The organism is uncultured Cellulomonas sp. (assembly GCF_947494015.1).
GTDB lineage: Bacteria > Actinomycetota > Actinomycetes > Actinomycetales > Cellulomonadaceae > Pengzhenrongella.
This window is the reverse complement of record NZ_CANLTL010000020.1, coordinates 1-25583: the sequence shown is the minus strand read 5'-3', so window position 1 is coordinate 25583 and position 25583 is coordinate 1. Positions and strand designations below refer to the sequence as shown.

Annotated in this window: 26 protein-coding genes; 14 read left to right on the top strand and 12 right to left on the bottom strand. The window is 71.4% G+C overall.

What is annotated here, in order from left to right; genetic code table 11:
* Positions 1-23 precede the first annotated feature (23 nt).
* The 9 genes from Q0840_RS17675 to Q0840_RS17635 all read left to right on the top strand — a co-directional run bounded on the left by Q0840_RS17675 (position 24) and on the right by Q0840_RS17635 (position 10344).
* Positions 24-629 (top strand): hypothetical protein, encoded by a 606-nt coding sequence (locus tag Q0840_RS17675; protein WP_298462053.1) that lies wholly within the window; start codon positions 24-26, stop codon positions 627-629.
* Positions 629-3139, top strand: a complete 2511-nt coding sequence (locus Q0840_RS17670; protein ID WP_298462051.1) for an ATP-binding protein — start codon at positions 629-631, stop codon at positions 3137-3139. Before Q0840_RS17675 ends, Q0840_RS17670 begins: the two co-directional genes overlap by 1 nt.
* Complete coding sequence (locus Q0840_RS17665; protein WP_298462050.1) at positions 3132-5141, top strand: hypothetical protein; 2010 nt, start codon at positions 3132-3134, stop codon at positions 5139-5141. The genes Q0840_RS17670 and Q0840_RS17665 overlap by 8 nt, the downstream gene beginning before the upstream one ends.
* Before the next feature lie 143 nt (positions 5142-5284).
* Positions 5285-5749 carry a hypothetical protein gene (locus Q0840_RS17660; protein ID WP_298462049.1) on the top strand — a complete coding sequence of 155 codons (465 nt, stop codon included), beginning with the start codon at positions 5285-5287 and terminating at the stop codon, positions 5747-5749.
* Between the two features lie 2 nt (positions 5750-5751).
* Positions 5752-6915 carry a M23 family metallopeptidase gene (locus Q0840_RS17655; protein ID WP_298462048.1) on the top strand — a complete coding sequence of 388 codons (1164 nt, stop codon included), beginning with the start codon at positions 5752-5754 and terminating at the stop codon, positions 6913-6915.
* A 359-nt stretch (positions 6916-7274) separates the two neighbouring features.
* A complete protein-coding gene (locus tag Q0840_RS17650) occupies positions 7275-9242 on the top strand; it encodes an FtsK/SpoIIIE domain-containing protein (RefSeq protein ID WP_298462046.1) in 1968 nt (655 codons plus the stop codon).
* A 102-nt stretch (positions 9243-9344) separates the two neighbouring features.
* A complete protein-coding gene (locus Q0840_RS17645; protein WP_298462118.1) occupies positions 9345-9581 on the top strand; it encodes a glutaredoxin domain-containing protein in 237 nt (78 codons plus the stop codon).
* Positions 9565-10011, top strand: coding sequence for a hypothetical protein (locus tag Q0840_RS17640; RefSeq protein WP_298462045.1), 447 nt, complete (start codon positions 9565-9567; stop codon positions 10009-10011). Before Q0840_RS17645 ends, Q0840_RS17640 begins: the two co-directional genes overlap by 17 nt.
* 39 nt (positions 10012-10050) lie before the next feature.
* Complete coding sequence (locus Q0840_RS17635) at positions 10051-10344, top strand: hypothetical protein (RefSeq protein WP_298462043.1); 294 nt, start codon at positions 10051-10053, stop codon at positions 10342-10344.
* Positions 10345-10358: 14 nt separating this feature from the next.
* Here the strand turns inward: Q0840_RS17635 and Q0840_RS17630 are convergent, their stop codons facing one another.
* The 3 genes from Q0840_RS17630 to Q0840_RS17620 all read right to left on the bottom strand — a co-directional run bounded on the left by Q0840_RS17630 (position 10359) and on the right by Q0840_RS17620 (position 12626).
* Positions 10359-11270 (bottom strand): hypothetical protein, encoded by a 912-nt coding sequence (locus tag Q0840_RS17630; RefSeq protein WP_298462041.1) that lies wholly within the window; start codon positions 11268-11270, stop codon positions 10359-10361.
* Between the two features lie 229 nt (positions 11271-11499).
* Complete coding sequence (locus tag Q0840_RS17625) at positions 11500-12141, bottom strand: hypothetical protein (protein ID WP_298462039.1); 642 nt, start codon at positions 12139-12141, stop codon at positions 11500-11502.
* Between the two features lie 8 nt (positions 12142-12149).
* The gene (locus Q0840_RS17620) at positions 12150-12626 is read right to left on the bottom strand and encodes a hypothetical protein (RefSeq protein ID WP_298462037.1); all 477 of its coding nucleotides are present in this window, start codon (positions 12624-12626) and stop codon (positions 12150-12152) included.
* Positions 12627-12736: 110 nt separating this feature from the next.
* Here Q0840_RS17620 and Q0840_RS17615 point away from each other — a divergent pair, with 110 nt between their 5' ends.
* Positions 12737-12958, top strand: a complete 222-nt coding sequence (locus tag Q0840_RS17615) for a hypothetical protein (RefSeq protein WP_298462035.1) — start codon at positions 12737-12739, stop codon at positions 12956-12958.
* Here Q0840_RS17615 and Q0840_RS17610 read toward each other — a convergent pair.
* Positions 12915-13469 carry a hypothetical protein gene (locus Q0840_RS17610; RefSeq protein ID WP_298462033.1) on the bottom strand — a complete coding sequence of 185 codons (555 nt, stop codon included), beginning with the start codon at positions 13467-13469 and terminating at the stop codon, positions 12915-12917. The two genes, Q0840_RS17615 and Q0840_RS17610, sit on opposite strands and share 44 nt — an antisense overlap.
* A 417-nt stretch (positions 13470-13886) precedes the next feature.
* On the opposite strand from Q0840_RS17610, the gene Q0840_RS17605 reads away from it, so the two are divergent.
* From Q0840_RS17605 to Q0840_RS17595, 3 genes are all read left to right on the top strand, one after another.
* Positions 13887-14780, top strand: coding sequence for a helicase associated domain-containing protein (locus tag Q0840_RS17605; RefSeq protein ID WP_298462032.1), 894 nt, complete (start codon positions 13887-13889; stop codon positions 14778-14780).
* 71 nt (positions 14781-14851) lie between these two features.
* Positions 14852-15100, top strand: coding sequence for a hypothetical protein (locus Q0840_RS17600; protein WP_298462031.1), 249 nt, complete (start codon positions 14852-14854; stop codon positions 15098-15100).
* Between the two features lie 264 nt (positions 15101-15364).
* Entirely contained in the window at positions 15365-18151 is a 2787-nt protein-coding gene (locus tag Q0840_RS17595) for a hypothetical protein (RefSeq protein ID WP_298462029.1), read from the top strand.
* Positions 18152-18425: 274 nt separating this feature from the next.
* On the opposite strand, the gene Q0840_RS17590 is transcribed toward Q0840_RS17595, so the two are convergent.
* The 8 genes from Q0840_RS17590 to Q0840_RS17555 form a co-directional block, all read right to left on the bottom strand.
* A complete protein-coding gene (locus Q0840_RS17590) occupies positions 18426-18761 on the bottom strand; it encodes an Lsr2 family protein (RefSeq protein ID WP_298462027.1) in 336 nt (111 codons plus the stop codon).
* A gap of 282 nt (positions 18762-19043) precedes the next feature.
* Complete coding sequence (locus Q0840_RS17585; RefSeq protein WP_298462025.1) at positions 19044-19430, bottom strand: LPD29 domain-containing protein; 387 nt, start codon at positions 19428-19430, stop codon at positions 19044-19046.
* The gene (locus Q0840_RS17580; RefSeq protein ID WP_298462023.1) at positions 19427-19696 is read right to left on the bottom strand and encodes a hypothetical protein; all 270 of its coding nucleotides are present in this window, start codon (positions 19694-19696) and stop codon (positions 19427-19429) included. Before Q0840_RS17580 ends, Q0840_RS17585 begins: the two co-directional genes overlap by 4 nt.
* Before the next feature lie 185 nt (positions 19697-19881).
* Positions 19882-21147 carry an AAA family ATPase gene (locus tag Q0840_RS17575; RefSeq protein WP_298462022.1) on the bottom strand — a complete coding sequence of 422 codons (1266 nt, stop codon included), beginning with the start codon at positions 21145-21147 and terminating at the stop codon, positions 19882-19884.
* Between the two features lie 111 nt (positions 21148-21258).
* On the bottom strand, positions 21259-22413 hold the full coding sequence (locus tag Q0840_RS17570; RefSeq protein ID WP_298462020.1) for a hypothetical protein: 1155 nt from the start codon (positions 22411-22413) through the stop codon (positions 21259-21261).
* Positions 22410-22655, bottom strand: coding sequence for a hypothetical protein (locus tag Q0840_RS17565; protein WP_298462018.1), 246 nt, complete (start codon positions 22653-22655; stop codon positions 22410-22412). Before Q0840_RS17565 ends, Q0840_RS17570 begins: the two co-directional genes overlap by 4 nt.
* A gap of 63 nt (positions 22656-22718) precedes the next feature.
* The gene (locus Q0840_RS17560) at positions 22719-23921 is read right to left on the bottom strand and encodes a DUF2201 family putative metallopeptidase (protein WP_298462016.1); all 1203 of its coding nucleotides are present in this window, start codon (positions 23919-23921) and stop codon (positions 22719-22721) included.
* Positions 23918-25048 carry an AAA family ATPase gene (locus Q0840_RS17555; protein WP_298462014.1) on the bottom strand — a complete coding sequence of 377 codons (1131 nt, stop codon included), beginning with the start codon at positions 25046-25048 and terminating at the stop codon, positions 23918-23920. The genes Q0840_RS17560 and Q0840_RS17555 overlap by 4 nt, the downstream gene beginning before the upstream one ends.
* Before the next feature lie 165 nt (positions 25049-25213).
* Here Q0840_RS17555 and Q0840_RS17550 point away from each other — a divergent pair, with 165 nt between their 5' ends.
* Positions 25214-25429, top strand: a complete 216-nt coding sequence (locus tag Q0840_RS17550; RefSeq protein WP_298462012.1) for a hypothetical protein — start codon at positions 25214-25216, stop codon at positions 25427-25429.
* The last annotated feature ends 154 nt before the right edge of the window (positions 25430-25583 follow it).

Sequence of the window (25583 nt, the reverse complement as noted above, 5' to 3'; positions counted from 1 at the left end):
CGATCGCGGAAAGGGGGTGTGGCATGGGGCAGGACGTCGCCCAGTTCTTCACCCGGGCCCGGCGGATTCCGGTGCTGGTGGGCCGGCTCCCGGACGGCGCGGCGCTGCCTGGTGGGCCGTACACCCTGACCCAGGTGCTCCTGGGTGCGGGTTCCGTTCTGGTCCTGGCCAAGACGACCGCGCTGTGGGCCCACTTCGGGGGGCTGACCAACCTGCTCGTCGGGGCGGGAGTCGTCGCGGCCGTGGTGTGGTTCAGCGGCCGGCTGCCCACCAGCGGCCGCAACCCCATCTCGTGGCTGGGAGACGCCGTCTCCTTGTACGGCCGTCCGCGGTCTGGTCTGCTGCGCGACCGGCCGATGCGGGTCGCCCGCCCGCACCTGGTGAGGCACGTGATGGTGGTGTCCTCGCCGCCACCCTCGAGCTCGTCGTCCGCTGTGGACCCTGCGCCGGTGCGGTCCGTGGCGACCGAGGCGGCAGCTGAGCCGCTCACCAAGCCGGTCGTCGAACCGGTTGCTGAGCCGGTTGCTGAGCCTGCAGGGGCTGCAGTCGGCACGGTGTCGCATCGACCGCTGGTCGCCACGGGTGTGTCCCAGCTCTTGGCGTCGACGATCACTAGGAGGGATGCCTGATGCGCAGCCAGATCACGGACCTGACCCGCAACCTGATGTGGACGCGTTCGGGGACGGTGTGGGCGGTGTGGCGGATGACCCCTCAGCCCTACGGGTACCGCCCGGACGAGAAGAAGATCGAGGTCCGCGCCATGCACACCGCGCTGTTCCGGGTGCTCTCGGGAGAGGCGCTGATGCTCGGGGTGTGCTCGACGACGGACCCAGCCGCCGTCGTGGAGGCGATGATGCGTGGGGTCGACCTCGAGCAGCACCCTGAGTGGGCACAGGAGTGCGAGGCGACCCTGGACATGCTCGAGGGCATCGCACTGGGCTCTCGGACCCACTGGCTCGCGGTACCTCTGCCCAACCCGGGGTCGTCGCGGGTCACCGAGCCGATGCGCTCGGCCATGAGCGGTCTGCGCGACAGCCTGGCCATGCCCCGCACCGGCCCATCGCCGCAGCAGGTCACCGCTCGCCTCGCGCAGGCCGAGGCGATCCGGTCGGCGTTGCCGGCGGTGTTCGAGCCGCGTCCGGCCACGGTGGCCGAGGTGGTGTGGCTGCACCTGCACGCTCAGCAGCGCGGACTGGGGCTGGACCTGACGGTCCCGGCGCCGGGCCAGACCGAGGAGGCTCTGCTGAGCTCGCCGGCGGCGATCGCCTCCCCGGTCCTGGACCCGGCCGGGCAGACCGACACCCCGACCAAGGGCAACGGTGCGCTGACGGGCCTCGGTCTGCTGAGCCGGCGGTACCTGAAGGTCATCAGCACCGACACGGAAGTTGCGTCCTACCAGTCGTCGCTGGTCATGACCGGGACCCCGGCCGGTGGCGTCCAGTTCCCGGGTGGTGAGTGGCTCGGCAGCCTCGACAGGTGCGGGGAGGACGTGGACTGGGCGCTGCGGCTCAACATCCGCTCCCGCGCAGAGGTCACCCAGCGCAACATCAAGGCCGCCCGCAACCTCAACGACCAGGTGTACCAGCGCAGCGGGAACGCGGCCGCGGTGCCCACGGAGCTGGGCCTGGCGAACGCCGAGCTCAGCTCCTACCGGGAACTGCTCGCCGCGGACAGCATGGAGGTGGAGGTGGAGGCCACGGCCATCTTCACCGTCGGAGGTCCCACCCCGGCGGCGTGCGAGGCCAGCGCCCGTCGCGTCGCGGAGTTCTACGCCGAGGCCGGCTTCAAGCTGTCGATCGACGCCACCGGTCAGGAGGCGCTGTGGTGGGCGGGGCTGCCCGGCCCGACCTCACGGATCGTGCACGAGCTGTCTCAGATCGCTCCCGCGCACCACTTCGCCGCCTCTGTCCCGGTGGTGACCAACGACCTGGGCGACGACCGAGGGGCGCTGGTGGCGCTCGGCCTGTCGACCGGCCGGCCCCAACCAGTCCTGGTCGACCTGGCCGGGTCAGGCACCAGCTTGGACGTGGCCATGGCTGTGGCCTGCGTGGGGGAGCTCGGCGCCGGCAAGTCCGTGTTCATGAAGGCACTGGCCTTGGCCGAGGTCGACCGGGGAGCGTCCCTGGTCGCGATCGACCGCACCCCGGTGGGTGAGTGGGGGGCCGCGGTGGCTGGAGTACCTGGCGCGGTGGTCGTCGATGTCTCCGAGCGCGCCCAGCACTCCCTGGACCCGCTGCGCGTGTTCCCCCCCGCCTCCGCCGGGCGCATCGCCCAGTCGTTCCTGACCGCCCTGCTCAACATGGCGCCCACGTCGGACGTGGGCATCTTGCTCAACGAGGTCCTCGACCCGGGGTACATGCGCGAGCACGGCATCACCAGCCTGGGTGCCCTGGTGCGGCACCTCGAGGGCAACCCGACCGCCGGCGCGGACAAGCTGGCCCGCACCCTGCACGTGTTCTCCCGCAAGGACCTCGGGCGTGCGCTGTTCGACGAGTCGCTGCCTCCCATCGACCTCCACGCCCCGGTGCTGGTGTTCTGGACGCACCTGCTGCAGCTGCCGAAGGCCGACGAGCTGAACATCGCCCACCGCTTCGCCCAGATGTCGGTGGAGAAAGTCTTCGGCCGGGCGGTGTACGCGCTGCTGGCCGGCGTCGCGCGCGAGCGGTGCTTCCGGGACCCCGCACAGCTGGACCTGTTCGCCGTCGACGAGGCCCACTCGGTCACCTGCTCCCCGGAGAGCATGGCCGAGCTCACCGCGTTCCTGCGCGACGGCCGCAAGCACAAGGCCTCGCTCATCATCGGCACGCACGACCCCTACGAGGACCTGCCGGACGAGGTCCTGCGCCGGCTGATCCCGTTCAGGGTGCTGATGAGGCACCGGGACCGCGGCCTGGCCGCGCGAGGTCTGCACTGGGTGATGGGGCTCAAGCCCGAGGAGCACGCGCCCGAGGACCTGATCCGGCTCATCACCGAGGACACCTCACCGGTCGATTCCGCTCGAGGTGTCGAGACCGGTCGCCGCGGCGAGTGCCTGATCCGCGACTTCCGGGCCCGCATCGGCCGGGCGAAGGTCCTGCTGCCGCGCGTGGAGCAGCGCGCCGCGTCGGTGCAGACCACACCCACGGGTGGCCATGTCTAGCCGCGGCCCGCGGATGGCGGCCCGGGCGCTGGCCATGGGGCTTGTCGTGGTCGTGATGGGTCTGCTGGCTGCGTCGTCGGCGCACGCGGCACCGCTGGTGGGGCAAGCACCTGACGAGGACGGTGGTGCCGGCGCAGCGTTCGGGTTCGGGCTGCAGGACACGCGTGGTGTCTCGGTGTGGGACATGAACATGTCGCTGTACGAGGGCAACGCCCTGAACCCCGGCGACCTGGGCAAGCGCATGTGGGCCGCTGCGATGGACGGGGGGTGGGCGGCCTATCGCCTGGTGACCGCCACGCAGATCTGGACGCTGGACTGGGTCCTGGGTCTGGAGTGGATGGACTGGGTGCTGGAGCCGCTGCGCGGCTTGGCCGACCTGACCCAGAGCCTGATGGGCCAGCTCGGGCTGATGCCGCTGATGCTCATCGTGCTGGGCACCGTCGTGACCATCTGGGTCATCCGCGGCCGCTTCGCCGGCGGAGTGGTCGAGCTGCTCGTCGGATGCGTGGTGGCGTCCCTGGCCACGGGCGCACTGATCGACCCGATGGGCGTCGTGGCCGGACCCAACGGGATGCTGATGACGGGCCGGGACGCCGGGGTCGAGCTCGCCTCGGTGGTCGCCACGGACGGCGCCAGCCACAGCACCGACCTGGACGCCTACCGGGCCGGCCTGACCGGCTCGATGGTCGACACGATGATCCGCACGCCACACCAGCTGCTGAACTACGGCACGGTCCTGGACGGGACCGCGTGTGAGAGCACCTACGACGACGTCGTGGCGGGGGAGAACGCCCGCGAGCAGGTCGGGGACTGCTCAGCAGCCGCCAAGACCTACTCCGACTCCCCGGACGCACTGAAGGCCATGGCGGTGATGACCACCCTGCCCGCGGCGTTCTCCCTGAGCATCTTCGCGCTCTCCCTGGTCGTGCTCACCATGCTGACCGTCCTGGGTGCCGGGTTGACGGCGATCCGCCTCATCCCCCAGCTGGTCCTGGGCGTGATCCCCGGCCGCTCACGCAGCGCCCTGTACCGGGCGCTGGCCATGGTGGTGTTCGCCGAACTGATGCTGGCCGTCGCGATCTTGTTCGTCGTGGTCTGGATGAGGTTCATCGCCGGCTTCTTCTCGTCCTCGGCAGGCGTGCCCTGGATGGCGCGGATCTGGCTCGTGAACGCTCTGCTGGTGGTGGGTGCGGTCGGGGTGTGGGTCGTGCGGCACAAGATGAAGACCACCCTGGGGCAGATCGCGGAGCAGCTGGCCAAGGTCACCGGTGGCTCGGCCTCACGCCCGACGACGATGCCGCACCTCCCGCTGAGCCTGAACCCGCCCAGCCGCCGGCCCCCCACGCTGCCTGCGCCACGGCCGTCGCTCGCCCCGCAGCCCAAGGCAGACCCTGCGCTCCCACCGCCTGGCCCGCTGCCGCCTACGCCCCCACCGTCACCGGGACCCCCGAACCCCAGCCCACGCCCACGCCCAGGACCGGTACCCGGGTCCTCCTCGTCACGGACGCTGACCAGCGGCCCGGCGGGACGCGCAGGCGCGGTGCGGTACGCCCTGGCCGCCGCTGGCGGGTCGCGTGCACCGCAGCTGACCCAGGCCACGAGCAAGGTCGTCGCAGTACGGCGCGCATCGAGCGTGGCCGTCCAGGCCGGGGCCGCCGCCGCTACCGGCGGCGCGTCCTTGGTGAACACCGCAGCAGGGGTCGCGGCGAAGGCCGCTGCGGTCACCGGAGCCAAGGTCGCCGCGAGGGCCGCTGTGCAGCACGCGACAACGGCCGCCGGTATGGGCGGCGGGCGGTCGGTGGTGGAGGACGCGGCTCGGTCGGTGCGGAACCAGGCCGTGCGCGATCGTCTGCGCCAGGTCCAGATGCGGGCTGTCGGGGACCGCCTCGTCGATCAGGACACCGGCACTGCCTACGCGGTCCGCCCGGGGCCAGGCGCCGGGGTGCAGATCCTGTCGCCGACGACCATGACCGACAAGCGTCGAGCGGGCGGCAAGCGATGAGGCGCCGGGCACGTGCAGCGCTGGCCGTCGGGGTTGTCGTGGTGGTGGTCGGGTCCGCAGTGGCGCACAGCTCACCCGAGGACGGGGACGCCCCCGTCCAGCCCGCCGCCGTCGCCCAAGTGCTGTCGCCCTCAGCCGGTGACGTGACCCAGCCGGCAGCGCAGCCCTGGGGGCCGGTCGGGTCGGCGCAGCCGGCGCCCAGCCCTTCGGCGTCGGCGCAGCTGGACGCGCACGGTGAGGACCTCGAGCTGGGTCCCTCGCCGGCACCGGCAGCACCAGCTCAGTGGGACCCGGCCGCGGCCGCGGCCGCGCAGGAGGCGGCCAGGGCCGCGATGGTGGCGTTCGCTCGCCCGGACCTGCCCGCCGAGCAGTGGTGGGAGCAGCTGCATGGCCACCTGAGCGCACCCGCGCAAGGGGCCTACGTCAACGTCGACCCCCGGCTCGTGCCCTGTCGGCTGGTGCAGTCGGCCGGTCCTGCGCAACGTGCCGGCAGCGACCTGCTCGCTGTGGTGCCGATCGTGACCGACGCCGGCACGTACGAGGTCCTGCTGTCCCGGATGGACGGGTCCAGCGGCTGGCTCGTCGAGCGACTCACACCGCAGGCCTGACGGTGGGCAAGGGCGTCGGAGTCGTGGTCGCGGTGGTCGTGGCCATCGCGGTGGTGGTCGGTGGTCCGCTGCTGGCCGTCGGGTCGGTGCTCCTGTCGATCCTGCTCGAGACAGGCGGTGGTGCGGTGATGACCGGGGCCTGCACCGGTGTCGGCACGTCGGTCACAGTCCCCGTCGTCGACGGCTTGCCCGGCAGGGTCGGGACCTGGAAGGGCGAGCAGGTCACCAACGCCGCCACGATCGTGGCCGTCGGCGCCCAGCGCGGTGTCCCCCTGCAAGGACAGGTGATCGCCGTCATGACGGCGATGGGCGAGTCGTCGCTGCGCAACATCACCTACGGCGATGACATCCACGGGGTGCGCAACCCCGACGGGTCGCTGACGAGCTCGCTGGGGCTGTTCCAGCAGCAGATGTGGTGGGGCACGCGCGAGCAGCGGCTGGACCCCGCGTACGCGGCGGGCAAGTTCTACGACGGTCTCGTGGCCGTGCCCGGGTGGGCCTCGATGCAGCCGTCGCTGGCGGCGCACGCGGTGCAGCGCAACGCCGACCCGTGGCACTACACGCGGTGGTGGGAGCCGGCGGCCCAGCTGGTCGCCGCCATCTCGGGCCAGGTCGGTGCCGCGGACCTGCTGGAGATCAGCACGGCCACCGCGCCGTGCGGCGGCGGGGCGTCCGTTGACGGGGTGGGGACCGGGTTGAGCTTGACCGGGTGGGCGAACCCTTCGGTCGGTCGCGTGACGTCCCGATTCGGGCCGCGCAACACCGGGATCTCGGGGGCCTCGACCTATCACCTGGGCATCGACATCGCTAACGGCCGGTGCGGTGACCCCGTCTACAGCGCTGCGGCCGGGGTGGTGGTCTCCGCTGGAGGGACGGGCGGAGCCGGCGGGAACGTCATCAAGGTCGACCATGGCGAGGGGGTGGCGACCCTCTACAAGCACCTGCAGAGCGGGACCCTGCTGGTGGCGGTGGGGGACCAGGTCGAGGCAGGCCAGCAGGTGGCTTCCCGTGGTGGGGACCGGTCGACAGACCCGGCCGGTGCCGGCGCGAGCTCGGGGTGTCACCTGCACCTCGAGGTCCGCGTCAACGGCGAGGCGATCGACCCGCTGCCGTTCTTCACCGCTCGAGGCGTCCAGCCGGGACAAGCGGTGGTGACCGACCAATGACAACACCCGTATCCGACACCGGAAAAACTATTGATAAAAGGGTGAGTCGGTTGGCGCCTGGGTCTCGCTCGCTCCTGCACTCCTTCGTCGGCTGCGCGAGCGTAACCCTGGTGTCAAGTGGCGGGCAACCGGCAACAACGCAGGGATAACCGCACAACGAGGCCGGTGAGGCCTACCGAGCGGCCAGCAGTACAGCTCAGATCACACGCGACTAGAGGAGAACGTCGATGTTCACGAAGGCAGCAGCACCGGTTGGTGCGCCCTCTGGGTTCGCGCCCGTGCCCCCGGTGGAGCGGGCGTGGCCCGGTCATGCTCTGTGGTGCCTGGCGGCGGCCGCGGTAGCAGTCGGTGCCGCGGAGGTGACCGGCCGGCGGACCGAGGCGATGGTGGCCGGCGTGGTGGGCGTGGTGGTGGTGACGCTCGTGGTGGCCAGTGGGATGCGTGAGGTGCGTCGTCAGCAGCTCGTGGCGCAGTTCCTCGCCGCGGTGCTGCCGCACCTGGGTCTGCGGGCGCCGGCGCCGGACACGGTGCGAGTTCGGCGGTGGGCGCGGCGCGGCGACGGTGGGCACCCGGTCGTGGTGCAGATCCGGTACGGCTCGGGGGCGGTGGACACCGTCGACTGGACGACCCGGATCGCCGACATCGCCACCCGGAGGTTGGGTGGCCGGTACGAGGTTGCGAGCTTCGATCAGCAGCGGTGCCGCCTGGAGCTGAGGGTCGCGCCGGCGCCGCCGAGCGCGCACCCCGTCGTCGAGCGAGCTGACCGGGTGGTGCGCGGGATCTTCGGGGAGGGCGCGAGCGTCAACCTCGAGCTGGACCCCGCCGAGGAAGAGGTCGTCGCGATCGCCATCCGGCACGCCCTGGGCCCGAAGGTCGCCCGCCAGCACGCCCGCAGCTTCATCGAGAACTCGATCACTGCGCTGCTGCCCGGTCGGTGGCGCGCGCGGTGGTCGCTGACCGAGGACACGGTCCGGTTCGAGCTGCGGCCGACCATGCCCACGGCCGTCCCGCGCGTGCCGGCGAAGATCACCCCGGCCAACCTGATGCGCATCCCGTTGGGGGTCGACGAGGACGGCAACGAGATCTTCTGGAACATGTCGGGATCTGGCCCGCATCTGATCGTGTGCGGGAAGACGGGTACCGGCAAGACCGTGGCCATCAACGGTGTGGTGATGGAGACGGCCAGGCGGGACTGGCGGGTGTGGGTCTGCGACCCCAAGCGGATCGAGTTCATGGGTCTGCGCCAGTGGCCCAACGTGCAGATTGTGGCCACCGACGTCGTCGACCAGGTCGCGGTCATCTACGCCGCGCACGAGCTGATGGAGCAGCGGTACGCGGAGATCGAGGACGGCACCGCCGACGAGTCCGACTTCGAGCCCGTGGTGCTGGTGCTCGACGAGTTCCGCAACTTCCACCGCCTGGTGACCGCCTGGTACACGGGGGTCAAGGTCAAGGGGATGCCCACGAAGTGCCCGGTATTCGACTGGGTCGCGGCGATCGCGGAGAAGGGGCGCTCTGGGCGCGTCCACCTGGTGCTGGGAACGCAGCGCCCAGATGCGGAGTTCATGACCGGGTCGATGCGTGACAACTTCGATTCACGGCTGTCTTTGGGGCGGCTCTCTCCGCAGGGTGCGCAGATGATGTGGGAGTCGCCGTACCTGGGGGTCTCGGTCCCGCGCAGCATCCGCGGCCGCGGCACCGGCATCACCGAGGACGAGCGGGTCACCGAGATGCAGGTGCTGTGGACTCCCGATCCGCGCCGCGCCGCGCGCGACGAGAACGCCGCCGACCTCGCGCTGCTCGAGCGGCTGCGTCCGACCGCTGCGATCCACCCGGCGCTGGAGGTTCAGCTCGGTGACGACCAGGATCTGGATGGAGGCACGCTCGGGGAGTGGCAGCAGGTGCTGGACTCACGCCTGGTGCCCACCGGCACCACGAGCCGGCCGGCGGGCGGGCCGCCGCTGGCTGCGTTGCTGCGCGGCCGCACCGGTGCTCACCCGGCGGTCGAGACCGCCGAGCCGGCCGACGTCGACGTCGACGACGTCGGCTCGAGTGACTACGTCCAGGGCGACGGCGCTGATGACCTGTTCGAGGGGTACAGCCCGGCGCGGTCCGTCGCGGCCGGACGGGTGCAGGTCGGGGACCTTGTCCTCGTCGACGAGCAGGTCGACCACTGGGCCGTCCTCGAGGCGGCCGACCTCGACGACGGCGAGGACAGCATGTGCCTGGCCTGGCGCAGCGACGACGGTGAGGCCGGTGATCTCGTGATCGACGACAGCCACGTCCTGAGCGTCCGGCGCCCACTGGGCGAGCCCGACGAGGACTAGATGTCCCGAAGGCGTGGCGCTGCGCAGTTACTGCAGGTGAGATACCCGATGGAGAGGAGACGTGCGATGACGACAGCCACGATCGACCAGGCCTCGGACGCGGTGAGCGTCACGGTCTGGAGTAAGCCGGGCTGCGTGCAGTGTGATGCGACCACCCGGGCGCTGCGGCGGCTGGGCGTGGAGTTCCGGGAGGTCGATGTCTCCACGGACGCCGCCGCACGGGACCTGGTCGCAGGGATGGGCTTCCTGCAGGCGCCGGTCGTCCAGGCCGGCTCGGTGGTCTGGTCGGGATACCGACCAGACCGGATCGAGGCTCTGGCGGGTGAGCTCGTTGGCTGACGTGCTGGCTCTGGCGCAGCGGGGCAGGAGCGCGACTGCGTCGACGTCGGACACGGCGGTGGCGCAGGTGCTCGGTGAGCTGGTGGCGGTCCTGGACGACGTCGCCGGCATCGGAGGCCTGGTGGAGATCCGAACCTGCCGCCAGCTCCAGGACGTCCTGCAGACCGTGTGCTGGGCGCCCGGCCACCAGGTCGTGCTGCGAGACCAGCTGGGTCAGGTATGGGTCGGGTACCGCGGTACCGGCGAGAACAGCTACCTAGCTCGTCCGCCAGCTCGGGTCGACGTTTTGGAGTCCATCGACGGCCAGGTCGCTGAGCTGGCCACGGACGTGGGGGACGTCGACGCGTTCCGGTTCCCGATGCTGGTCCTGCACGCACCACCGGGCAGCGCCCGCGTGCTCGCGCAGCTCCTCACCCCCGGGGGTGGCTGAGCCGTGTCGAACACACGCCAAGCACCACGCGGCGGCGGCATGGACCCCAACGACCTGATGGTCCTGGTGGTGGTCCTCGTGCTGTTCGCTGGCCCGATCCTGGCCGGCGGCACCCAGATGGGCCGCAGGGCGCTGCAGTCAGCGGTCGCGTGGCTCACCGGCCACCACGTCCTGGTCACCGAGGCCGTCATCGTGTCGGTGCCGTACGCGGGAGAGGCCGGCCTGGACACCGGCCGGATCATCCTCGCTGCCGGGGTGCTGCTCGCCGTCGTCGCCGGTGTGGTTGGGACGGTGCGCTCGCGTCGCCGCCGTGCCGTGAACGCAGCGAGGTAGCGGTGCGTAGGTCCCTATTCTCGCTTTCCTTTCACCAACTCGACGTCGTGCTCGCGTACGACGACGGCGCAGACGAAGGCTCCCAGGGTCACTGCAATGCGCCAGCGCAGCCGCCCGGGGGGCGGGTCGAGGCGGTGGCGGTCGTCCGATTCGGGGGCGGGGTGTTGGCGCAGATGCTTGATGATGCGCTGATCGAGGCTAGCGGCGATTGCGATGGATTCGTTGTTGAGGGGGGGGTCTTTGAGCGCGATGAGCGCGTGGGCGGTGTCGACCGGCGAGAGGTCGGTGCGGGTCAAAACCTCCACCGCGCTGAGGGGAAGATCCGTTGCTTTGGTGATGGCTTCGGGGTCGGTGGCGCCGCCGCTGATCATCTGAAGGGCCAGGCCGGTCCGGCGCTCCTGGAGTCCGCCGGCGAAGGCTCGGAATAGGTGTCCCAAGGCTGCGATCACCACGTAGATCACAGCTACGAGCACACCGCACCACGTGACGAAGTTCGCTTGGTCGGCGGTGAGCCCTCCGATGGTCGCGGCACCGTTCGTCGCGGCCATACTGCATGCCGCGTCGGCGAGAGCCTGCGAGTTGGCGTCGGCGGCGGCGGTCACGACGGGGCTTGCTGGCAGCAACAGCGCGGCATCGTCGAGGTCGGAAATCTTGAGGCCGGGGAGAAGTGTGCAGGTGGAACTAACAGCCCCCGCTAGCGCGACCAGCTCGGCAAGCAGGGCGACCACGATGAGGAAGAGGTAGCCGAGCCGCGACCCGAGTGGAAAGCGTGCTGTTGCGTCGAGCGCCTTCGCTCCGAGCAGTCCAGCCGCGAGCAGCACGGGGATGGCGGTGGCGACGACGCCACAGGCGGCGGCGCTCCAGACGATCGGTTCCGCGGCTCCCGTGGTTGCGCCGTCGACCGACGCTGCGTAGATGATCCACATGACGTACCCCCAGGTTTAGCTTCTCTGTCGTTACTTTGTCGCCGGGCACGCTGCGAAGTACGGCCAGGCCCGTTCGGTGGATAAGTAGCCGCGCGTCACGGCGGCGGCGCAGACTTGGTCGCCGGCGTGCTGTCGACATCTGCAAGCAATAGTGGCCATCGGTACTCGCATTGCGCCGCAACCTGACCGGGCAACGGACAAGTCGGACGAGTCCCTACAGGCGCCAGGCTCAGGGCCCGACGAGGTTCGCCTGCAGCGGCAGCTGGGACAGGGGTGCACTGGCCAGCCAGACCTGGGTGCGGCCGCGGGTGCCAGCCACCTGGCGCGTGGAGAGCTCCAGGCGCCAGGGCCTGACCTCGTTCAGCGTCCGGTAGCGCAGCGCGTCGCCAGCGAACTTGGTGTCGGCGATGGCTAGGTCGACGACGCGAGATCCGCTCACGGCCCGCCGCACGAGCGTGGGGTCGTCTCGCACGACCGTGATCCGGCGAAGGGGGAGAGCAGCCTCTTCCAGGACGAGCACTCGATGCTGCTCGAGCCAGCCGCGGGCGGCGTACTCCTGGAGGTTGCCGCGGCCACGACCCAGCCCGGCACGGACCCGCATCTGCTCGGTGCGGTCCGCCTGCAGCTGCTCGCGGCGCAGCGTCGCTGCGCGTGGTTGCCGGCGCGCCAGCATGGCCTCGAGTACCCGGGCAGGGATGGCCGCCGGCGAGCCGGGACGGGTCCAGCGGCGGACGGTCCTCGCGGAGACCTTGCGGTAGCGGCCGACGGCGCCGGCCTCGGGCACCCAGCCGCCAGTGCGGGAGTGGTGGCCGCCGTACAGGACGACGAGCAGCTCCCGGACCAGCTGTCCGTCCCACTGTGTGACGTCCACGCGCGGGCTCATCGCGAGCCCTTGGCGCTGGGCTGAGACGTGACTCGCGGCGCCGGCACGCCAGCGGCCAGGGCACGGCGCAGCAGGCGCACGAGCGGGTCGCGGTGGTCTGCGGTGGCCAGTCGCTGGGTCGCCCGCACGGGGTGGCCCAGAGCCCAGTCCAGGTACGCCAGGACCGCGGCAAGCGGTGTTGCGGCGGGTGTTCCGGTGGCCTGGGAGGCCAGGTGCTGCAGGAGCGGCAAGGCCGCGGCGATCGTGTCCTGGTCCAGCGGGCCGTGGGTGAACCAGGACGTCGCCGGTGGCCGGCTGGCGGCCAGCGCGGCCGCATCCTGGGGGTAGCCGGTGAGGGCAGCGAGGGCGGCGTCGCGCAGGGTGGAGAAGGTGAAGGAGTGCAGCAGGTGGGCGGTGTCGAGGTCGGTCAGGGAACCGGGGTGCCGCATGCCCGTCTGCAGGAACGCGAGCAGCTCGTCGACGTCGTTGACCATGATCGTGATCCTTTCGGTCGTCGTGGTGCTGCTCGTGGAAGCGTCGGGACCAGCCCGTTAGCATCGGGGCTCAGCGGATCGTGCTGTGTGCTCGTCGGAAGGGGTTGGCGATGCCGGATGTCGAGCGGGTGCGGGTGCGCACTGGTCCGGTGGTCTGGCGAGGCCCTGACCCGAAGCCGGAGCCGCTGGTGCAGCTCAACGTGCGCATTCCCGGTGAGCTCAGCGCTTTGGTCGCGCGAGCAGCCAATGGCGCCGGGCAGACCAAGTCCCGCAACAAGCAGGACATCGTCACCGAAGCTCTGCAGGAGTATTTCGAGCGCCGACCGGCGTAGCGGCGGTGCTGCTGTTCCTGGGTCTGCCCGGGGTGCGAGATAAGCGCGCGAGCCACGTCTCGACCTGGGGGCGGATGTAGAGCGCCCCGTGCGCTGTCCGGGCTGCCGGCTGAGGGAAGTCAGCCCGTGCGGCCCACTGGCTGGCGCGCTGGCGGGAGACGCCCCCGAGCTCGGCCGTCTCGGTGAGCGTGATCAGCGCCGGCAGGTTCCAGGTGGGCGGGTCGCTGCGCTGGGTGGCCAGCGTCTCCTCGGTGAGGCTGAGCGCAGCGGGGACGAACTGCTGGCCACCGTGGGAGACGACGGCCACGGCAACCGTGCGCAGCGCCTCCTGGGCGCCGAGCTCGAGGGTGGCCCCGTCCACGGTCAAGGTGATGGCGGCGGTGTTCGCTGCAAGGTCGACCGCGCCAACCGCGTGGTAGTCGGCGATGGCGTTGACGATGTCCGGGAGGGTGTCGGTGATGTCGTGGCCCGGTGCGAGTCTCCACTCGACCCGCGCGGTGAAGACGGTCATGTGCGGTGTCCGATCTGTCGGTGCTGATCCCGCCCCGGCCGGTGAGGCCGGGGCGGTGTGGCTGCTATCTCTTCGGCGGGGGCCAGATGAGTCCTGCGTGGCGGAACTCGCGGATGGTGTTCTCCATCGCCCTTCGGTCACTCGGGGTGTGGTGAACAAGCACCAGGTGCACCCCGTCCGGCGATAGCCAGAAGCGGCCCTTCTTCGTCTCCTTGCTGGTGAAACCCTGCTCCACGGCTGCCGCCTCAAGCCGCTTCCAGTCCTTGTGCACCGTACCCGCCCCTCTCGTTGCCGACAAGAGAAACCATACCATAACGGTTGACGGACCGCAAGGGTTACACGCGCCAGGCGCTGTGATAGTTGCGCCGGTGTATGAGGTAGGTGAGGATGAAGGGGACCAGAGAGGTGGTGGGACTGATGAGCATCGACGCGTTCACTGCCGACCAGGGCACGCCCGCTGACGTCGTCGAGCCGGCGCCCGCAGGCAAGCGCGATGCGTGGGCGCAGCTGCTGGCTGAGCTCGACTGGTGGGTCGAGCAGCACGGCAGCGCCTACGTGCCGCAGCAGGCCACCAGTCGGCTCGTGGACGGTAAGCCGTACCCACTGGGGCTGCGGCTGACCACGCGACGGCACGAGCACCGCACCGGCAAGCTCAGTGCCGACCGGGCGCGTGAGCTCGAGGGCCGCCCGGGCTGGTCGTGGTCGGGCTTCGCGCCCCGTAGCGAGCAGACCTGGACAACCCAGCTGCAGACCGTGCGCGCATACGCCGATGAGCACGGCACTCTGGACGGCCTGGAGACCGCGCACCCTGTGGCTGCGCGATGGCTGCGCCAGCAGCGCGCAACCTCGGCCGAGCTGAGCACTGCCCAGCGCCGCGAGCTCGCGGCGATCCCGGGTGCGCTCGAGCAGCGCAAGACGCGCCTTGAGGAGTTCATCAGCGCCATGCAGGCGTGGATCGCGCAGGACCCGTCCCGCGATGCCAGTCAGGTGCGTCTGAGCACCGTGGCGCAGATCGACGACGTCCAGGTACCCATCGGCAAGCGAGCGGAGTACGTGCGCGGGCGGTACGCAGCTGGCCGGCTGCCCTCCGAGACGGTCGACGCGATCGCGGCGCTGCCCGGGTGGGACTGGACGCCGGCGAAGACTCGTGCGGCCGCGCGAGCCAAGGCCGCGGCTGCCCGTGCCGCAGCGGCTCAAGAGGCAGAGTCCCCAGGACCCCGCGTCCACCCCAACATCCGGGCCGAGGCGGCTGTCGCCCGGGCCGTGCCCGGCCAGGGGCAAGACGGCGCACCAGTCGCAGCTGCGCAGTGAGCCGGGCGGTCCGCGGCGGGCACGATGTCTAGCACCGTTCGGCCGGCTGACACCGGCGGGCTGCCCGACTGATGGTCGATCAAGTGCCGCTGCGGGACATGGCCCGCAACGTCCCGGTGGCGGGCCGTGGTCACCCGGTCACCAGGCCAGCCACACTGCTGCCCGTCCGCGCCTGGACGGTTGCGCGTGACGGGTCCGACGTCGAGGTCGAAGCCGAGGCCGTCGCCTGGACCGCGCGAGCGGTGCACGTGCGGTACTTCGACGACGCCGGCCGCGAAGGATTCGTGTGGGTGTGGGCCTCGGCTGTGACCAGGCGCTAGCAGCAGCACAAGGCGAACGTGCTCGGCTACTCATCGAGCGCGCGTGCGACCGTCTCGCGTCCAGCTCTCCATAGCCCGAGCGCCAGTCGTACTCGGTCCGTCGCCTACGCACCGGCTGCTCTTTCCTCGCCCGGTGCCGACGGTCGGGTGCACCGGCTCGCGAGGCCCGGCCGTGCCCGCAGCGCGCGCCCAACCGCAGGTCAAGAGTTGACGACGCGTGCGTCGGACACGTACCCGATTGAGCCGGACGGCAAGATGGTGGACATGACCTACCGGCTCGAGGATCTCGGACCGCACGAGTTCGAGCACCTCGTGCAGGCGCTGCTGCTGAAGGTTTACGGGCCGACGGTCCAGGTATTCGGGACGGGCCCGGACAGCGGTCGCGACGCGGTCTTCGAGGGTCGCGCGGTGCCCGCAGACGGCGAGCACCACCACGCAGCTCCGTGGGACGGGTACCACGTCTTCCAGGTCAAGTTTCGCGAGCAGCTGCAGTCGACTGCCGCGAACAAGACGTGGCTGCTCACGCAGATCCGGCGTGAGCTCGACAAGTGGGCCCACCCGGGCACGAAGCGGAAGGGGCCGAAGCCCGAGTTCATCGTGTTCGTCACCAACGTCGGGCTGGGCGGCGCCGTCGACGGTGGCCTGAACGAGGCGACCAGAACGATCAGGTCTGCAGCTCGGACCCACGATTGGCCCTTGAAGGACTGCGCCGTCTGGGACCGCGCCAAAGTCGAGCGCCTGCTCGATGGGTTCGCCGACGTTCGGCAGCAGTTCAACGCGCTCATCACCCCCGGTGACGTGCTGGCCGCGATCAACCTCGGCCGGATGACCGGCCTAGGTCAGCGCGTTGAGGACATCCGACGGGCCCTAGAGGAGCACGCCCGCACCGAGCTGATCACCCGCGGGCAGATCAACCTGGGTGAAGCCGGCCAGGTCGCCAACCAGAAACTCGATCTCGCGCACGTCGCAGTAGACCTGCCGGCGCGCCACCCGGACGACCCCGACCCGCTCGCCCACAGCTTCGCCGCTCTCGCGCACATCGTGACGGCGGGTGAGCGAGTGCTGCGCCCGAGCGTGCTGGCGGGCGCCGACCTCCAGCCCCACTTCCTCGTCACTGGCGGCCCGGGGCAGGGCAAGACCACCCTGGGGCGCCTCCTCGCTCAGCTGTACAGGGCCACCATGCTGGCCGAGCGCGACGGACAGTCTCCGCCTGTCCAAGCAGCGGTCGCTGACACGCTCCGTCGCGCTGAAGAGATTGGCATCCCTCGCCCTCGTGCTCGGCGTTGGCCCGTCAGAGTCGATCTGGCCGAGTACGCGGATCTGGCCGGTGGCGGTGCAGACCTCCCTCTTGTCCGCTACCTCGCCGAGCGCATCAGCGCGAGCACCGGGGAAACCTTCCACGCGCGAGACATGCGCGGATGGCTGCGGGCATGGCCGTGGCTGCTCGTGCTCGATGGCTACGACGAGGTCGCCGCGAAGCCCGCGCGGGAGACGGTGGCTGCGGCGGTCAACCAACTCCTTGAGCAGGCCCACACCGAGGACGCCGATCTGCTCGTCGTCGCGACCACACGCCCTCAGGGGTATAGCGACGAGCTGCCGACCTCATTCCGGAAGCTCGAGCTGGTGCCTCTGTCGGCCCAGCAGGCAGTCGACTACGCATCGCGCCTGACGGAGTTGCGCATGGGTGAGGACGCCGAGAAGTCGGCCGTCCTGCAGCGCATCACCGACGCCGCAGCGAACGAGCTCACCCGACGCCTGATGCGCTCCCCGCTGCAGGTCATGATCATGTCGCTGCTCTTGGAGCGGCGCGCCAAGCCGCCGCAGGACCGCGCTGCGCTCTTCGCGGACTACTACGACGTGATCTATGACCGCGAGGTTCAGAAGAAGAACTACCTCGCGACAGTCCTCTCCGAGCGCCGGGCCGACGTCGACGCGATCCACCGGGCGACCGGCCTGCGGCTGCAGGTCGCGAGCGAGAGCGCCGGCGAGGCTGAGGCGCTCCTGAGCTCGCAGGACTTCGAGATGGTCATCCGTGACCGGCTCACCAAAGAGGGCCACAAGGGCGCCGCACTGGAGAGGCTCGCGGGCGACCTGCTGCGGGCAGCACGCGATCGGCTCGTCCTCGTCACAGCCAAGGGCAAGGACCAGGTCGGCTTCGAGCTGCGCAGCATCCAAGAGTTCATGGCCGCCTGCGCGCTGGTCGACGGGCTCGACAATGAGGTGATCGGGCGGCTGCGCGTGATCGCGCCCTCGGCTCACTGGCGCAACACCTGGCTACTGGCCGTCGGTGCCGTCTACCGAGATCGTGCTCCGCTTTTCGACCCGGTGCTGCACATGATGCGCGAGCTCGACGCGAGCGACACGTTCAGCCTCATCATCGAGACGGCACCCCGGCTGGCGATCGACATCCTCGACGACGGCATGGCATCTAAGAGCCCGAAGCACCTGCGGCTGCTGGTCGACCTCGCCCTGCAGATTCTGACCGGACCCAACCTTGGAGCCGGCCGTCTCGGCGACGTGCTCGCTGAGGTCGGCGACGATGAATCGGCACGTCTCAAGATCATCGCCGCCCTCCAGCGGGCCTGGGACGGATCACCGAGCGCACACGAGGCAGCCGCGCTTGTGCTCGAGAGGCTGACCGCACCAGACCAGCAGGGCGTTCTACCGGCGCGCGCACGACAGATGCGGGCAACCAAGCCAACGACGGCACCGCCAACTGGCCCAGGGACGCCCGGCGCGACGGTTCGGTTGTCCGACGCACTTCCCGACGACGTCCGCAATTGGCCCCGGACGTCCGTCGAAGGCCGATTCGTCGATGAGATACGGCACGTCAGGACGGTCGTGGGTCCGCGTGGGGAGTTCCTCGTCCCGGAGGGGATCACACCCGGCCAGGCCGCGGCCGCCCTGCTCACATACGACGATGCTCTCGGCCGGGTGGCCGAAGCCATCGACGCGATCGAGCCCTACAACTGGTCTGCCCGTACAGCCATCGTGGCGTTCCTGTGGCGAGCACGAGAGCGGGTACCTGTCGCTCACCGCCTCACCCCGTGAGTACCGCCCGAGCTCGTGTGCGAGGTCGACCTGACTCATCGCCCCGCCAGCCGGCGCACCTCGCGCAGGTAGTCCAGCAGCGTCGCGCCGGCTACGGAGTCGACGAGCGCCGCTCACACCACCGCCGAGCTCCGAAGCCACCACCGCACCGCCTGTCGTCATTCACTCGCAGTGAGGGGATTGGGATTGCACCCTTTCCTTCTTATCCCGACATGCTGGTGGGCGCCGGATCAATGACTCGATCCGGCGCCCACCAGCATGTCGTTAGGTGACTCTAGTGAGCCGCCTCGTAGGCGGTCCTCACCTCGGCGGAGATCCGCCCACGAGCGGAGACCGTCATGCCCTGGCTCTGAGCCCATTCACGGATGGCCTGAGCGTCATTCGACCCACCGCTGCTGCGCCGTGGTGCCTGTGACGTTGTGGACTTCGACTGCCTCCCCACTCGGCGAGCGTTGCTGATCCACGTCGTCAGGCCCTCTCGCAGCGCCGCGGCGTTGTCGCTTGTCAGGTCGATCTCGTAGGACACCCCATCGAGCGCGAAGGTGACGGTCTCGTCCGCCGGCTCACCATGCACGTCGTCGATGAGCAGAACCTGAACTTTCTGGGCCACGTGATACTCCTAGATTGAGGTCGAGCTTACGAGTCTAGTGTTATGCCGCCGCGCACTACCCGTCAAATGAAACGGTCGAGAACTGGGCCGTCATTTGGCTAAGGTTGCTACTGTGACGTGGGCCGAAAGAGGCTAACCGGGGCGCTGTGTCGGCGTACCAGGTACGGCGCGACTGCCAGCGCGAATCGACTTGGAGGCCCTGTGGCAGCGAACGAAGGCGTCCACGCGTCCGCGAGGGTGGTCCAGACCTGCATTCATTGTCCCGGCCGATCTGGCCGCTGCTCAGGTCGAGGGAAGGGCGGTGTCGCGCAGGTCGGTTGTGGCGAGGAGCCGGTGGGGTGCGTTGTCGCGGGCGTAGGGGTCGCTGTCGTCCTGGAAGCGTCCGGGGTGGGCGGCGACCTCGGCCTGGGCCCACGCGTGAGCCTGCGGGCTGTAGCTGCGGTGGGTGAGGACGGCCTGGCACCACTGGCTGCCTGCCCATGCGCTCACGGACTGCCGGACGGCCGCCTCGGTAGGCCCATCGGTCCAGGCCGCGTTGATGTACGCCCACCCTGTGCCCCGTGAGCGGCTCACCGAGAACCGGACGCCGGGGAACGCGGCCCGCAGGTCGCGCTTGATGGCGGCGGGCACCTGCGCCGGCTCAAGTGCGGTGGGGCCGGGGGTGGTCACCAGTCGTCTCCGTCCCAGGTCTCGCCGGCGTAGGCCGGGTCGAAGTCCGCGGGTGCGGTGCTGGGGTAGCGCTCGCGCAGCTGGTGCTCGAGGTCGAGCCGGCCCTCCCAGTGGTGGTCGCACCGCGGGAACGGGGTACCGGTACCGGACAGCGGCGTCCGGTACTCCACCGGTCCCTGGCAGTCCGGCCCGGCGGTGAGGCACGACTCAGGCGGCAAGGCCTCGGTGAACTCGTCGGGGGCGCTGGGCGCGGTGTTCCTCGTCATGCTTACAGAGTACCAGTCGCCACCGACACCGGCAAATCTATTGGGCCATTGGGTGAGGGGCGGAGGTGCTCGAGTGCGTGCGTGGTGGTCGATCCGTTCGAGCAGCTCGGCGCACGGATGGTGGCCCTGCGCGCGCGGCACTGGTGCCAGGGCCTCTGACGCCGGCGCGAGGCAACGGCGGTCGTTCAGGCGGCCAGCAGGCTGTCCAGGATGCGCTGGTGGACCACGACAGCCTGGGTGCCCGGCTGGTCGCGATGGGCGCGGTCCAGGACGGCGGGTGTGTGCTTGTCGGTGATCACCGTCAGGTGGGAGCGGTGGCGGGACAGGGCTACGCACAGCCGTCCGAGGTCAGCGGCGACGCCGAGCGCGTCGGCGTGACCAGCGAGCGGGTGGACTGCGACGACGGCGTGACGTTCGAGGCCCTGGGCCTGGTTGATGGTGCCGACGAAGATCCCGGGCAGGTCGGCCAGGGCGGCGGCGATGAGCGCGGCCTGCTCGACGTGGGGGGCGATGACGGCTACGTCCTCGGGTGCGAGCGGGCGGGTTCCCGCCGTGGTGTGCAGCGTGCGGGTGAGCAGGTCACGGGCGGTGTCTGCGGCCGTGACCGCGATCACGGGGTCGGGCGTGCCGCCGGTGATGGTGATGGGGCGCGCGTGGTACTCGGGCAGCGGCTGGTCACGGTGGTCGCTCAGGTGGCTGGGGGGCCGGGCGGAGGTGAAGGGCAGCGAGGGGTACAGGGGCGCGAGCAGCGCGGTGGTGGCGGGACCGAGCCGCCAGGTCTGCGGCAGGCGCAGCGTGGTCACGTCGTCGTGGTGAGCGGCAGCGAGGGCCGTTGGCGCGGGGACATGCGGGCCGCTGGCCCAGGTGTCCCACCGGCGGGTGGTGCCGGTGATCACGGGGTCGATCTGGCCGGGGTCTCCGACCAGGACGAACTGGTCCGCGATCGCCCCGAGGGTGCCGAGGTCGGCAAAGGTCAGCTGGTAGGCCTCATCGATCAGGAGCACGTCGAAGCGCACGGGACGGTTGTGAGGCAGCCAGGTCCAGCGCGCGGTGGTGGCGACGACGATGCCCGCGCCGGGGTCGATTGCCCGGGGGGTCATGGTGCGGATCGCGGGGTCGGTGTCAGCGGGGCGGTCGTTGTTCGCGCCGATCAGGAGCGCGGTGTCGGCGCCGGTGGCGGCGGTGCGGTGCGCGACGTCGGCGGCCTGGGCGCGGGTCTGGGCGGCGATGGCGACGGTCATGCCGGCTCGGGTACGCAGCTGGTGGGCAAGGTGGGTGTTCAGGTGGGTCTTGCCTGCCCCGGGAGGCGAGTCGATGACGAGGGCCGGGTCACCGGACCAGACTGCGAGCAGCGCGCGGGCCAGGACCGGGTTGCGCAGGTGCTCGGCGGGGGGCCGCGGTGCAGGCGCCTGGGTGGCGGCGGCGGGGGTCCCGGTGGTCGTCCTCTTCATGCTCTGAGGATAGCACGCGCCACCGATACCGGGCAAACTATGAGGGCTGCGCGGGAGTGTCTCCGGAGCGTCCACTGCCGAGTTCGGCGGCGAGGGCCGGCCCGGGCGGATTCAGTCCGGGTCAGCGGCGGCGACCACGACGTCGAGGGGCACGTCGGAGCGCGTGAGGACCGGCCTGCCGCGCCCGGCGAGCCAGTTCCCGCTGCGGTGGAAGTTGCCCGCCATGAGGCGGCGGCCGTTGGCCTGCATGAAGGGGTCCACCCGGCGCGGGCGCAGGGTGAGCATGGTCCCGGCGGGGTGCTGGGCGGGGCGCTTGGCGAAGTCCCCCACGGTCAGGGTCAACGCGGCGTCGGTGCCGACGGTGGCCGTCAGCACGCGGCCGGTCACGTAGGCCGGTCCGGCGTGGGCGTCGAGCGCGGCACCGATCCACCCGGTGACCTCGGAGCCGACGCGCAGGCGGCTGAGCGGGCGGGCGGCGCGCACGGTGATGCTCGCGGTGTCGTGGTGGGTGAGGTGGCCGGTGACGACGGTGCCGTCGGTAGTGGCGGCATGGGCGACGAGCGGGTCGTCCAGGCGCAGGGAGGCGTAGTGCTCGGTGGCGTGGGAGCGGCTGGCCAGCCCCAGGGCGGCATCGGCGCGGTTGTCCGGGGCCAGCCATGGCCGTCCGGCCGCGATGCGCTGCTGGTGCCGCTCCCAGGCGCGGGTGTCGGCCCCGGCGGCGTCGAGCAGGCCCGGCAGGGTCGATCCGGCCGTGCTGGCGCGGGCGAGGTCGAGCAGAGCCTGGGGGCCGGTGCTGGTGATGCCCAGCCAGGTGAGCCAGGTGTCCAGGTCGCGCTCACGGTCGGGGGCCACCCCCAGGACCCAGCGCTGACGGGCGGTGGCGATGACGGCGTGCACGGCTCCGGTGCCCGGGTGGTCGGCGCGCTGGTCCCACCAGGCGATGACCGGGGCGCAGGCGGCGCTGGGGTAGGTCCGCGCAAGGGTGGTCAGGGCGCTGAGCGCGGCGGGGCTGGTGATGACCAGGGTGCGGTAGGTGGGCGCGTCCAGGGTGATGCCGAGGTCGTCCAGGGCGATTAGCGCCTGGCGTCCGGTGCCGCTGGTGGTGGTGGTGCCGTCGGTGGCGCGCAGGGAGTGTCCGTCGGGGTCGAGGGCGACCGCGACGGGGGCGGTGGGGGGCAGGGCCGGGGCGTAGGCGGCGAGGGCGACGGGCTGGGAGTCGGTGGCGGCGCGCAGACGAGCGCCGAGGTCGAGCAGCTGGCGGCTCACTGGTTGGTCCCGTCGGTGTCGATGGGAAGGGTGTCGGGGGTCAGGGCTGCGAGCTCGGGCAGGTCCCACCCGGCCTGCAGGGATGCGGGTGTGGCGTGCGGGCCGCCGGCTGGTGCGGCGAGGTGCTGCAGGACGGTGGTGAGGTCGGTGCCGGCGGCCTCGATGAGGGGGGTGGCGTGGGCGATCAGGGCGGGGTCGAGATCGTCCGCGGCGGCCGGGTGGTCGGTGTTGGTGGTGTGCATCGCGGGGTTCCTCTCCCTCTCTCTCGGTGTACCCCCACGATACCACACACCACTGACACCGGATTAACTATTGGGCGCGGTGATCGCGAGTGCGCGCGCCCATGCCGGGACGTGGGGCAGGTGACGCGCGCGGGTCAGCACCGCGATGAGCGATGAGCGGCCGGGGGCGGCGGGCCAGGGTGTCTCGCCGTCGGTGATGACCACCGTGACGTCGGGGGCCGGGCGCAGGGCCTCGGCGGCGGTGATGCCGACGCGCATGTCGGTTCCGCCACCGCCGTCCAGGCGCACGTCTGTGGCGGCGCGCACGACGTGGGCGGCGCTGGCCTGGGCGTCGCAGGTGATGACGCGCACGGACCCGCCCACGGCCTTGATGACGCCGTTGACCTCGCGCAGCGCGGCGGCGAGTTCGTCGGGGGTCACACTTCCCGAGGTGTCGATGACCACGGCGGCGGTGACCTTGGGGGCGCGCATGGCGGGGGTGACGATGCCGGGCAGCCGCCGCCGTCCGGGGCGGGCGTAGGTGTAGGTGATGCGGCCTGCGGCCAGGGCGGCGGTGCGGCGCACGAGTCCGGCGAGCACCTTGCGCCAGGGGACCTCAGGGGCGGTCAGCTCGGCCTCGGCCCAGCGGCGCAGCCCGGCCGGGACGGTGCCGCGCCCGGCGCTGGCGTGCTCGCGGACGGACTCGGCCACGCGGCGGCGGGCGATGGTGACCTGGCCGTCGTCCAGTCCCGGTGTGCCGGGGGCGTCCGGAGCGGGCTCCCACGGCTGGGTGGGGTCGCCCGCGCCCGAACCGCACCCGGGCTCGGTCTGCGGGGGCTGGTCGGGCAGGGCGGCGTAGTAGGCCTCTTCCACGCCGCTGTCGGGCAGCCCGAGGGCGGCGGGGGTGACCACCCCGTCGGGCAGGGCCAGCCCGGCGCGCAGCAGGTCGTCGTTGATCGCGGCGTCGGTGGCGTAGTTCCAGCGGTCGTGGTCCACGGGGCCGGGCAGCGCGTCGGCGCGCCCGGCGTGGTCGCGGATCAGGTGGTTGGCCTCGTGCACCAGCACACCGCCCGCAACCTGCGGTCCCCACTCGGTCAGGGTGTCGGGGTCGATGTAGAGCCGCCAGTGACGGTCCACCGCGAAGGTGCCCAGGCCCACGGCGGCCAACGGCCGCGCGGAGAACAGCGCGTGGGCGAGGTAGGGGGCGGACTCGACGGCGACCAGCCGTGCGGTGGCGAGGCGGTCGCGCTCGGCGTCGGTCAGCGGGCGGATGGTGACGGCGTTCATGCCTGCTCTCCGGTGGTGATCAGCCCGGCGTCGGCCAGGACGGCCAGGAAGGCCTTGGCGCTGGCGGGCGGGTAGGTGTCCTTGGGCCGCGAGCGCAGCAGCGCGCGGGCGTTGGCTGCGGCCACGTCCTGCAGTCCGGCGGTGGCGGCGACCGCGAGGGGCTTCCAGGCGGCGGCCCAGCCGGTCTTGGTGCGGTCGGCGGTGGCGTGGGCGGTGACGGCGGTGAGGATCGCCCAGGCGCGGGAGGGCTCGAGGTCGGCCCAGGCCACGGTGGTGGGGTCGGCCAGCACGTCGGCGGGGTCGGGCAGGTCGTTGTCCTGGCGCCAGGCGATGAACTCGACCGCTGCGCCCTCTCCGACCAGGCCGGATGCGGCCAGGAGGGTGGCGGGGGTGTCGTCGGGGTCGAGCATGGCGAGCACGTCGGCGGTCATGGTCCAGGTGCGCCGGGAGGGCCAGGCGCGGCCTGCGGAGGCGTCGTCGCGGGGGAAGGCGTGCAGCAGGTCGGGGCGGGTGCGGATGAAGGATGCGACCTGTGCGCGGGTGGCGGCGCGGGTCACGGGGGAGTAGTCCAGGACGCGGCCTGAGACGGGGACGCCGAAGCCAGTGGTCATGCCGTCGAGCCAGCCGTCCAGGCTCGGGGTGTAGGTCAGGTGCAGGAACCGGTTGGCCTGGGGGGCGGGCAGGTCCCAGCCGTCCGCGGCCTGGTCGGGCGGGTTGGCGGCGGCGACCACGCGGATGCCGCGCGGCAGGACGAGGTCGCCTACGGCGCGGTCCAGCACGACCCGCAGCAGCGCGGCCTGGACGGCCGGGGGCGCGGTGGTCAGTTCGTCCAGGAACAGGTAGCCGTCCTCGGCCTCGGCCAGGCGCTGCGCCCAGGCGGGCGGGGCCAGCTCGACGCCGTGGTCGCGGATCACGGGAAGGCCGGCGAAGTCGCTCGGCTCGCGCAGCGAGGCGATGACCGTCTCCATCGGCAGTCCCTCGCTGCGGGCCAGGGACTCGAACAGCGAGGACTTGCCGGCCCCCGGCGGCCCCCACAGGAGCGTGGACACCCCGGCGCGTCCTGCGGCGCGCAGGACGGTCAGCAGCGGGTCGCTCTGGCGGGCGATGGCGGGCAGTGACTTCGACATGAGCCGGTTCCTCTCGTTAACCTGATACCGGTAAAACTATCAGACGCCACCGACAGACGCAACATCACAGATCGGTAACGACAAGGACTAATAGTCGTGCCGGTGTAAGTGGAACGCGATAGAGTGAGGACACCGGCCCAGCACCGAACGAAAGAGGTCCCCCCGATGTCCGTCCTCACCGCGCTCGACTTCCACGCCACCGCCGTCCGGTTCGCCGGGGACCCCGCCGCCACCTGCACCGAGTGCCCCGTGGCCCTGTGCCCCGGCTGCGACAAGTGGGTCTGCGAGGACCACGATGGGCTGTTCGGCTGTGATGACCTGGGCCTCATGCACTCCGACTGCCACCGCGAGGTGTGCCACGCCCGCGAGTGCCGCGAGTGAGGGGCGCAGCCCCGAGCCCGGGGCACCAGGCCCGCGCAGCGGGCCGGCTCGGGTCCCGGGCGCAAGCCCGGGGGCCGAGCTGCGCGCTCTGGGCCGCCCTGGCGGCCCATGCTTTTCGCCCCGCACGCGCAGCGTGCGATGGAGGCTGCGCCGG

Coding starts and splice junctions, on each gene's coding strand:
- Q0840_RS17555 (WP_298462014.1), bottom strand. CDS start 25,048: ATGTCGAAGTCACTGCCCGCCATCGCCCGCCAGAGCGACCCGCTGCTG.
- Q0840_RS17630 (WP_298462041.1), bottom strand. CDS start 11,270: ATGTGGATCATCTACGCAGCGTCGGTCGACGGCGCAACCACGGGAGCC.
- Q0840_RS17675 (WP_298462053.1), top strand. CDS start 24: ATGGGGCAGGACGTCGCCCAGTTCTTCACCCGGGCCCGGCGGATTCCG.
- Q0840_RS17575 (WP_298462022.1), bottom strand. CDS start 21,147: ATGAAGAGGACGACCACCGGGACCCCCGCCGCCGCCACCCAGGCGCCT.
- Q0840_RS17595 (WP_298462029.1), top strand. CDS start 15,365: ATGACCTACCGGCTCGAGGATCTCGGACCGCACGAGTTCGAGCACCTC.
- Q0840_RS17620 (WP_298462037.1), bottom strand. CDS start 12,626: ATGGTCAACGACGTCGACGAGCTGCTCGCGTTCCTGCAGACGGGCATG.
- Q0840_RS17670 (WP_298462051.1), top strand. CDS start 629: ATGCGCAGCCAGATCACGGACCTGACCCGCAACCTGATGTGGACGCGT.
- Q0840_RS17580 (WP_298462023.1), bottom strand. CDS start 19,696: ATGACGAGGAACACCGCGCCCAGCGCCCCCGACGAGTTCACCGAGGCC.
- Q0840_RS17560 (WP_298462016.1), bottom strand. CDS start 23,921: ATGAACGCCGTCACCATCCGCCCGCTGACCGACGCCGAGCGCGACCGC.
- Q0840_RS17665 (WP_298462050.1), top strand. CDS start 3,132: ATGTCTAGCCGCGGCCCGCGGATGGCGGCCCGGGCGCTGGCCATGGGG.
- Q0840_RS17615 (WP_298462035.1), top strand. CDS start 12,737: ATGCCGGATGTCGAGCGGGTGCGGGTGCGCACTGGTCCGGTGGTCTGG.
- Q0840_RS17610 (WP_298462033.1), bottom strand. CDS start 13,469: ATGACCGTCTTCACCGCGCGGGTCGAGTGGAGACTCGCACCGGGCCAC.
- Q0840_RS17635 (WP_298462043.1), top strand. CDS start 10,051: ATGGACCCCAACGACCTGATGGTCCTGGTGGTGGTCCTCGTGCTGTTC.
- Q0840_RS17550 (WP_298462012.1), top strand. CDS start 25,214: ATGTCCGTCCTCACCGCGCTCGACTTCCACGCCACCGCCGTCCGGTTC.
- Q0840_RS17605 (WP_298462032.1), top strand. CDS start 13,887: ATGAGCATCGACGCGTTCACTGCCGACCAGGGCACGCCCGCTGACGTC.
- Q0840_RS17565 (WP_298462018.1), bottom strand. CDS start 22,655: ATGCACACCACCAACACCGACCACCCGGCCGCCGCGGACGATCTCGAC.
- Q0840_RS17600 (WP_298462031.1), top strand. CDS start 14,852: ATGGTCGATCAAGTGCCGCTGCGGGACATGGCCCGCAACGTCCCGGTG.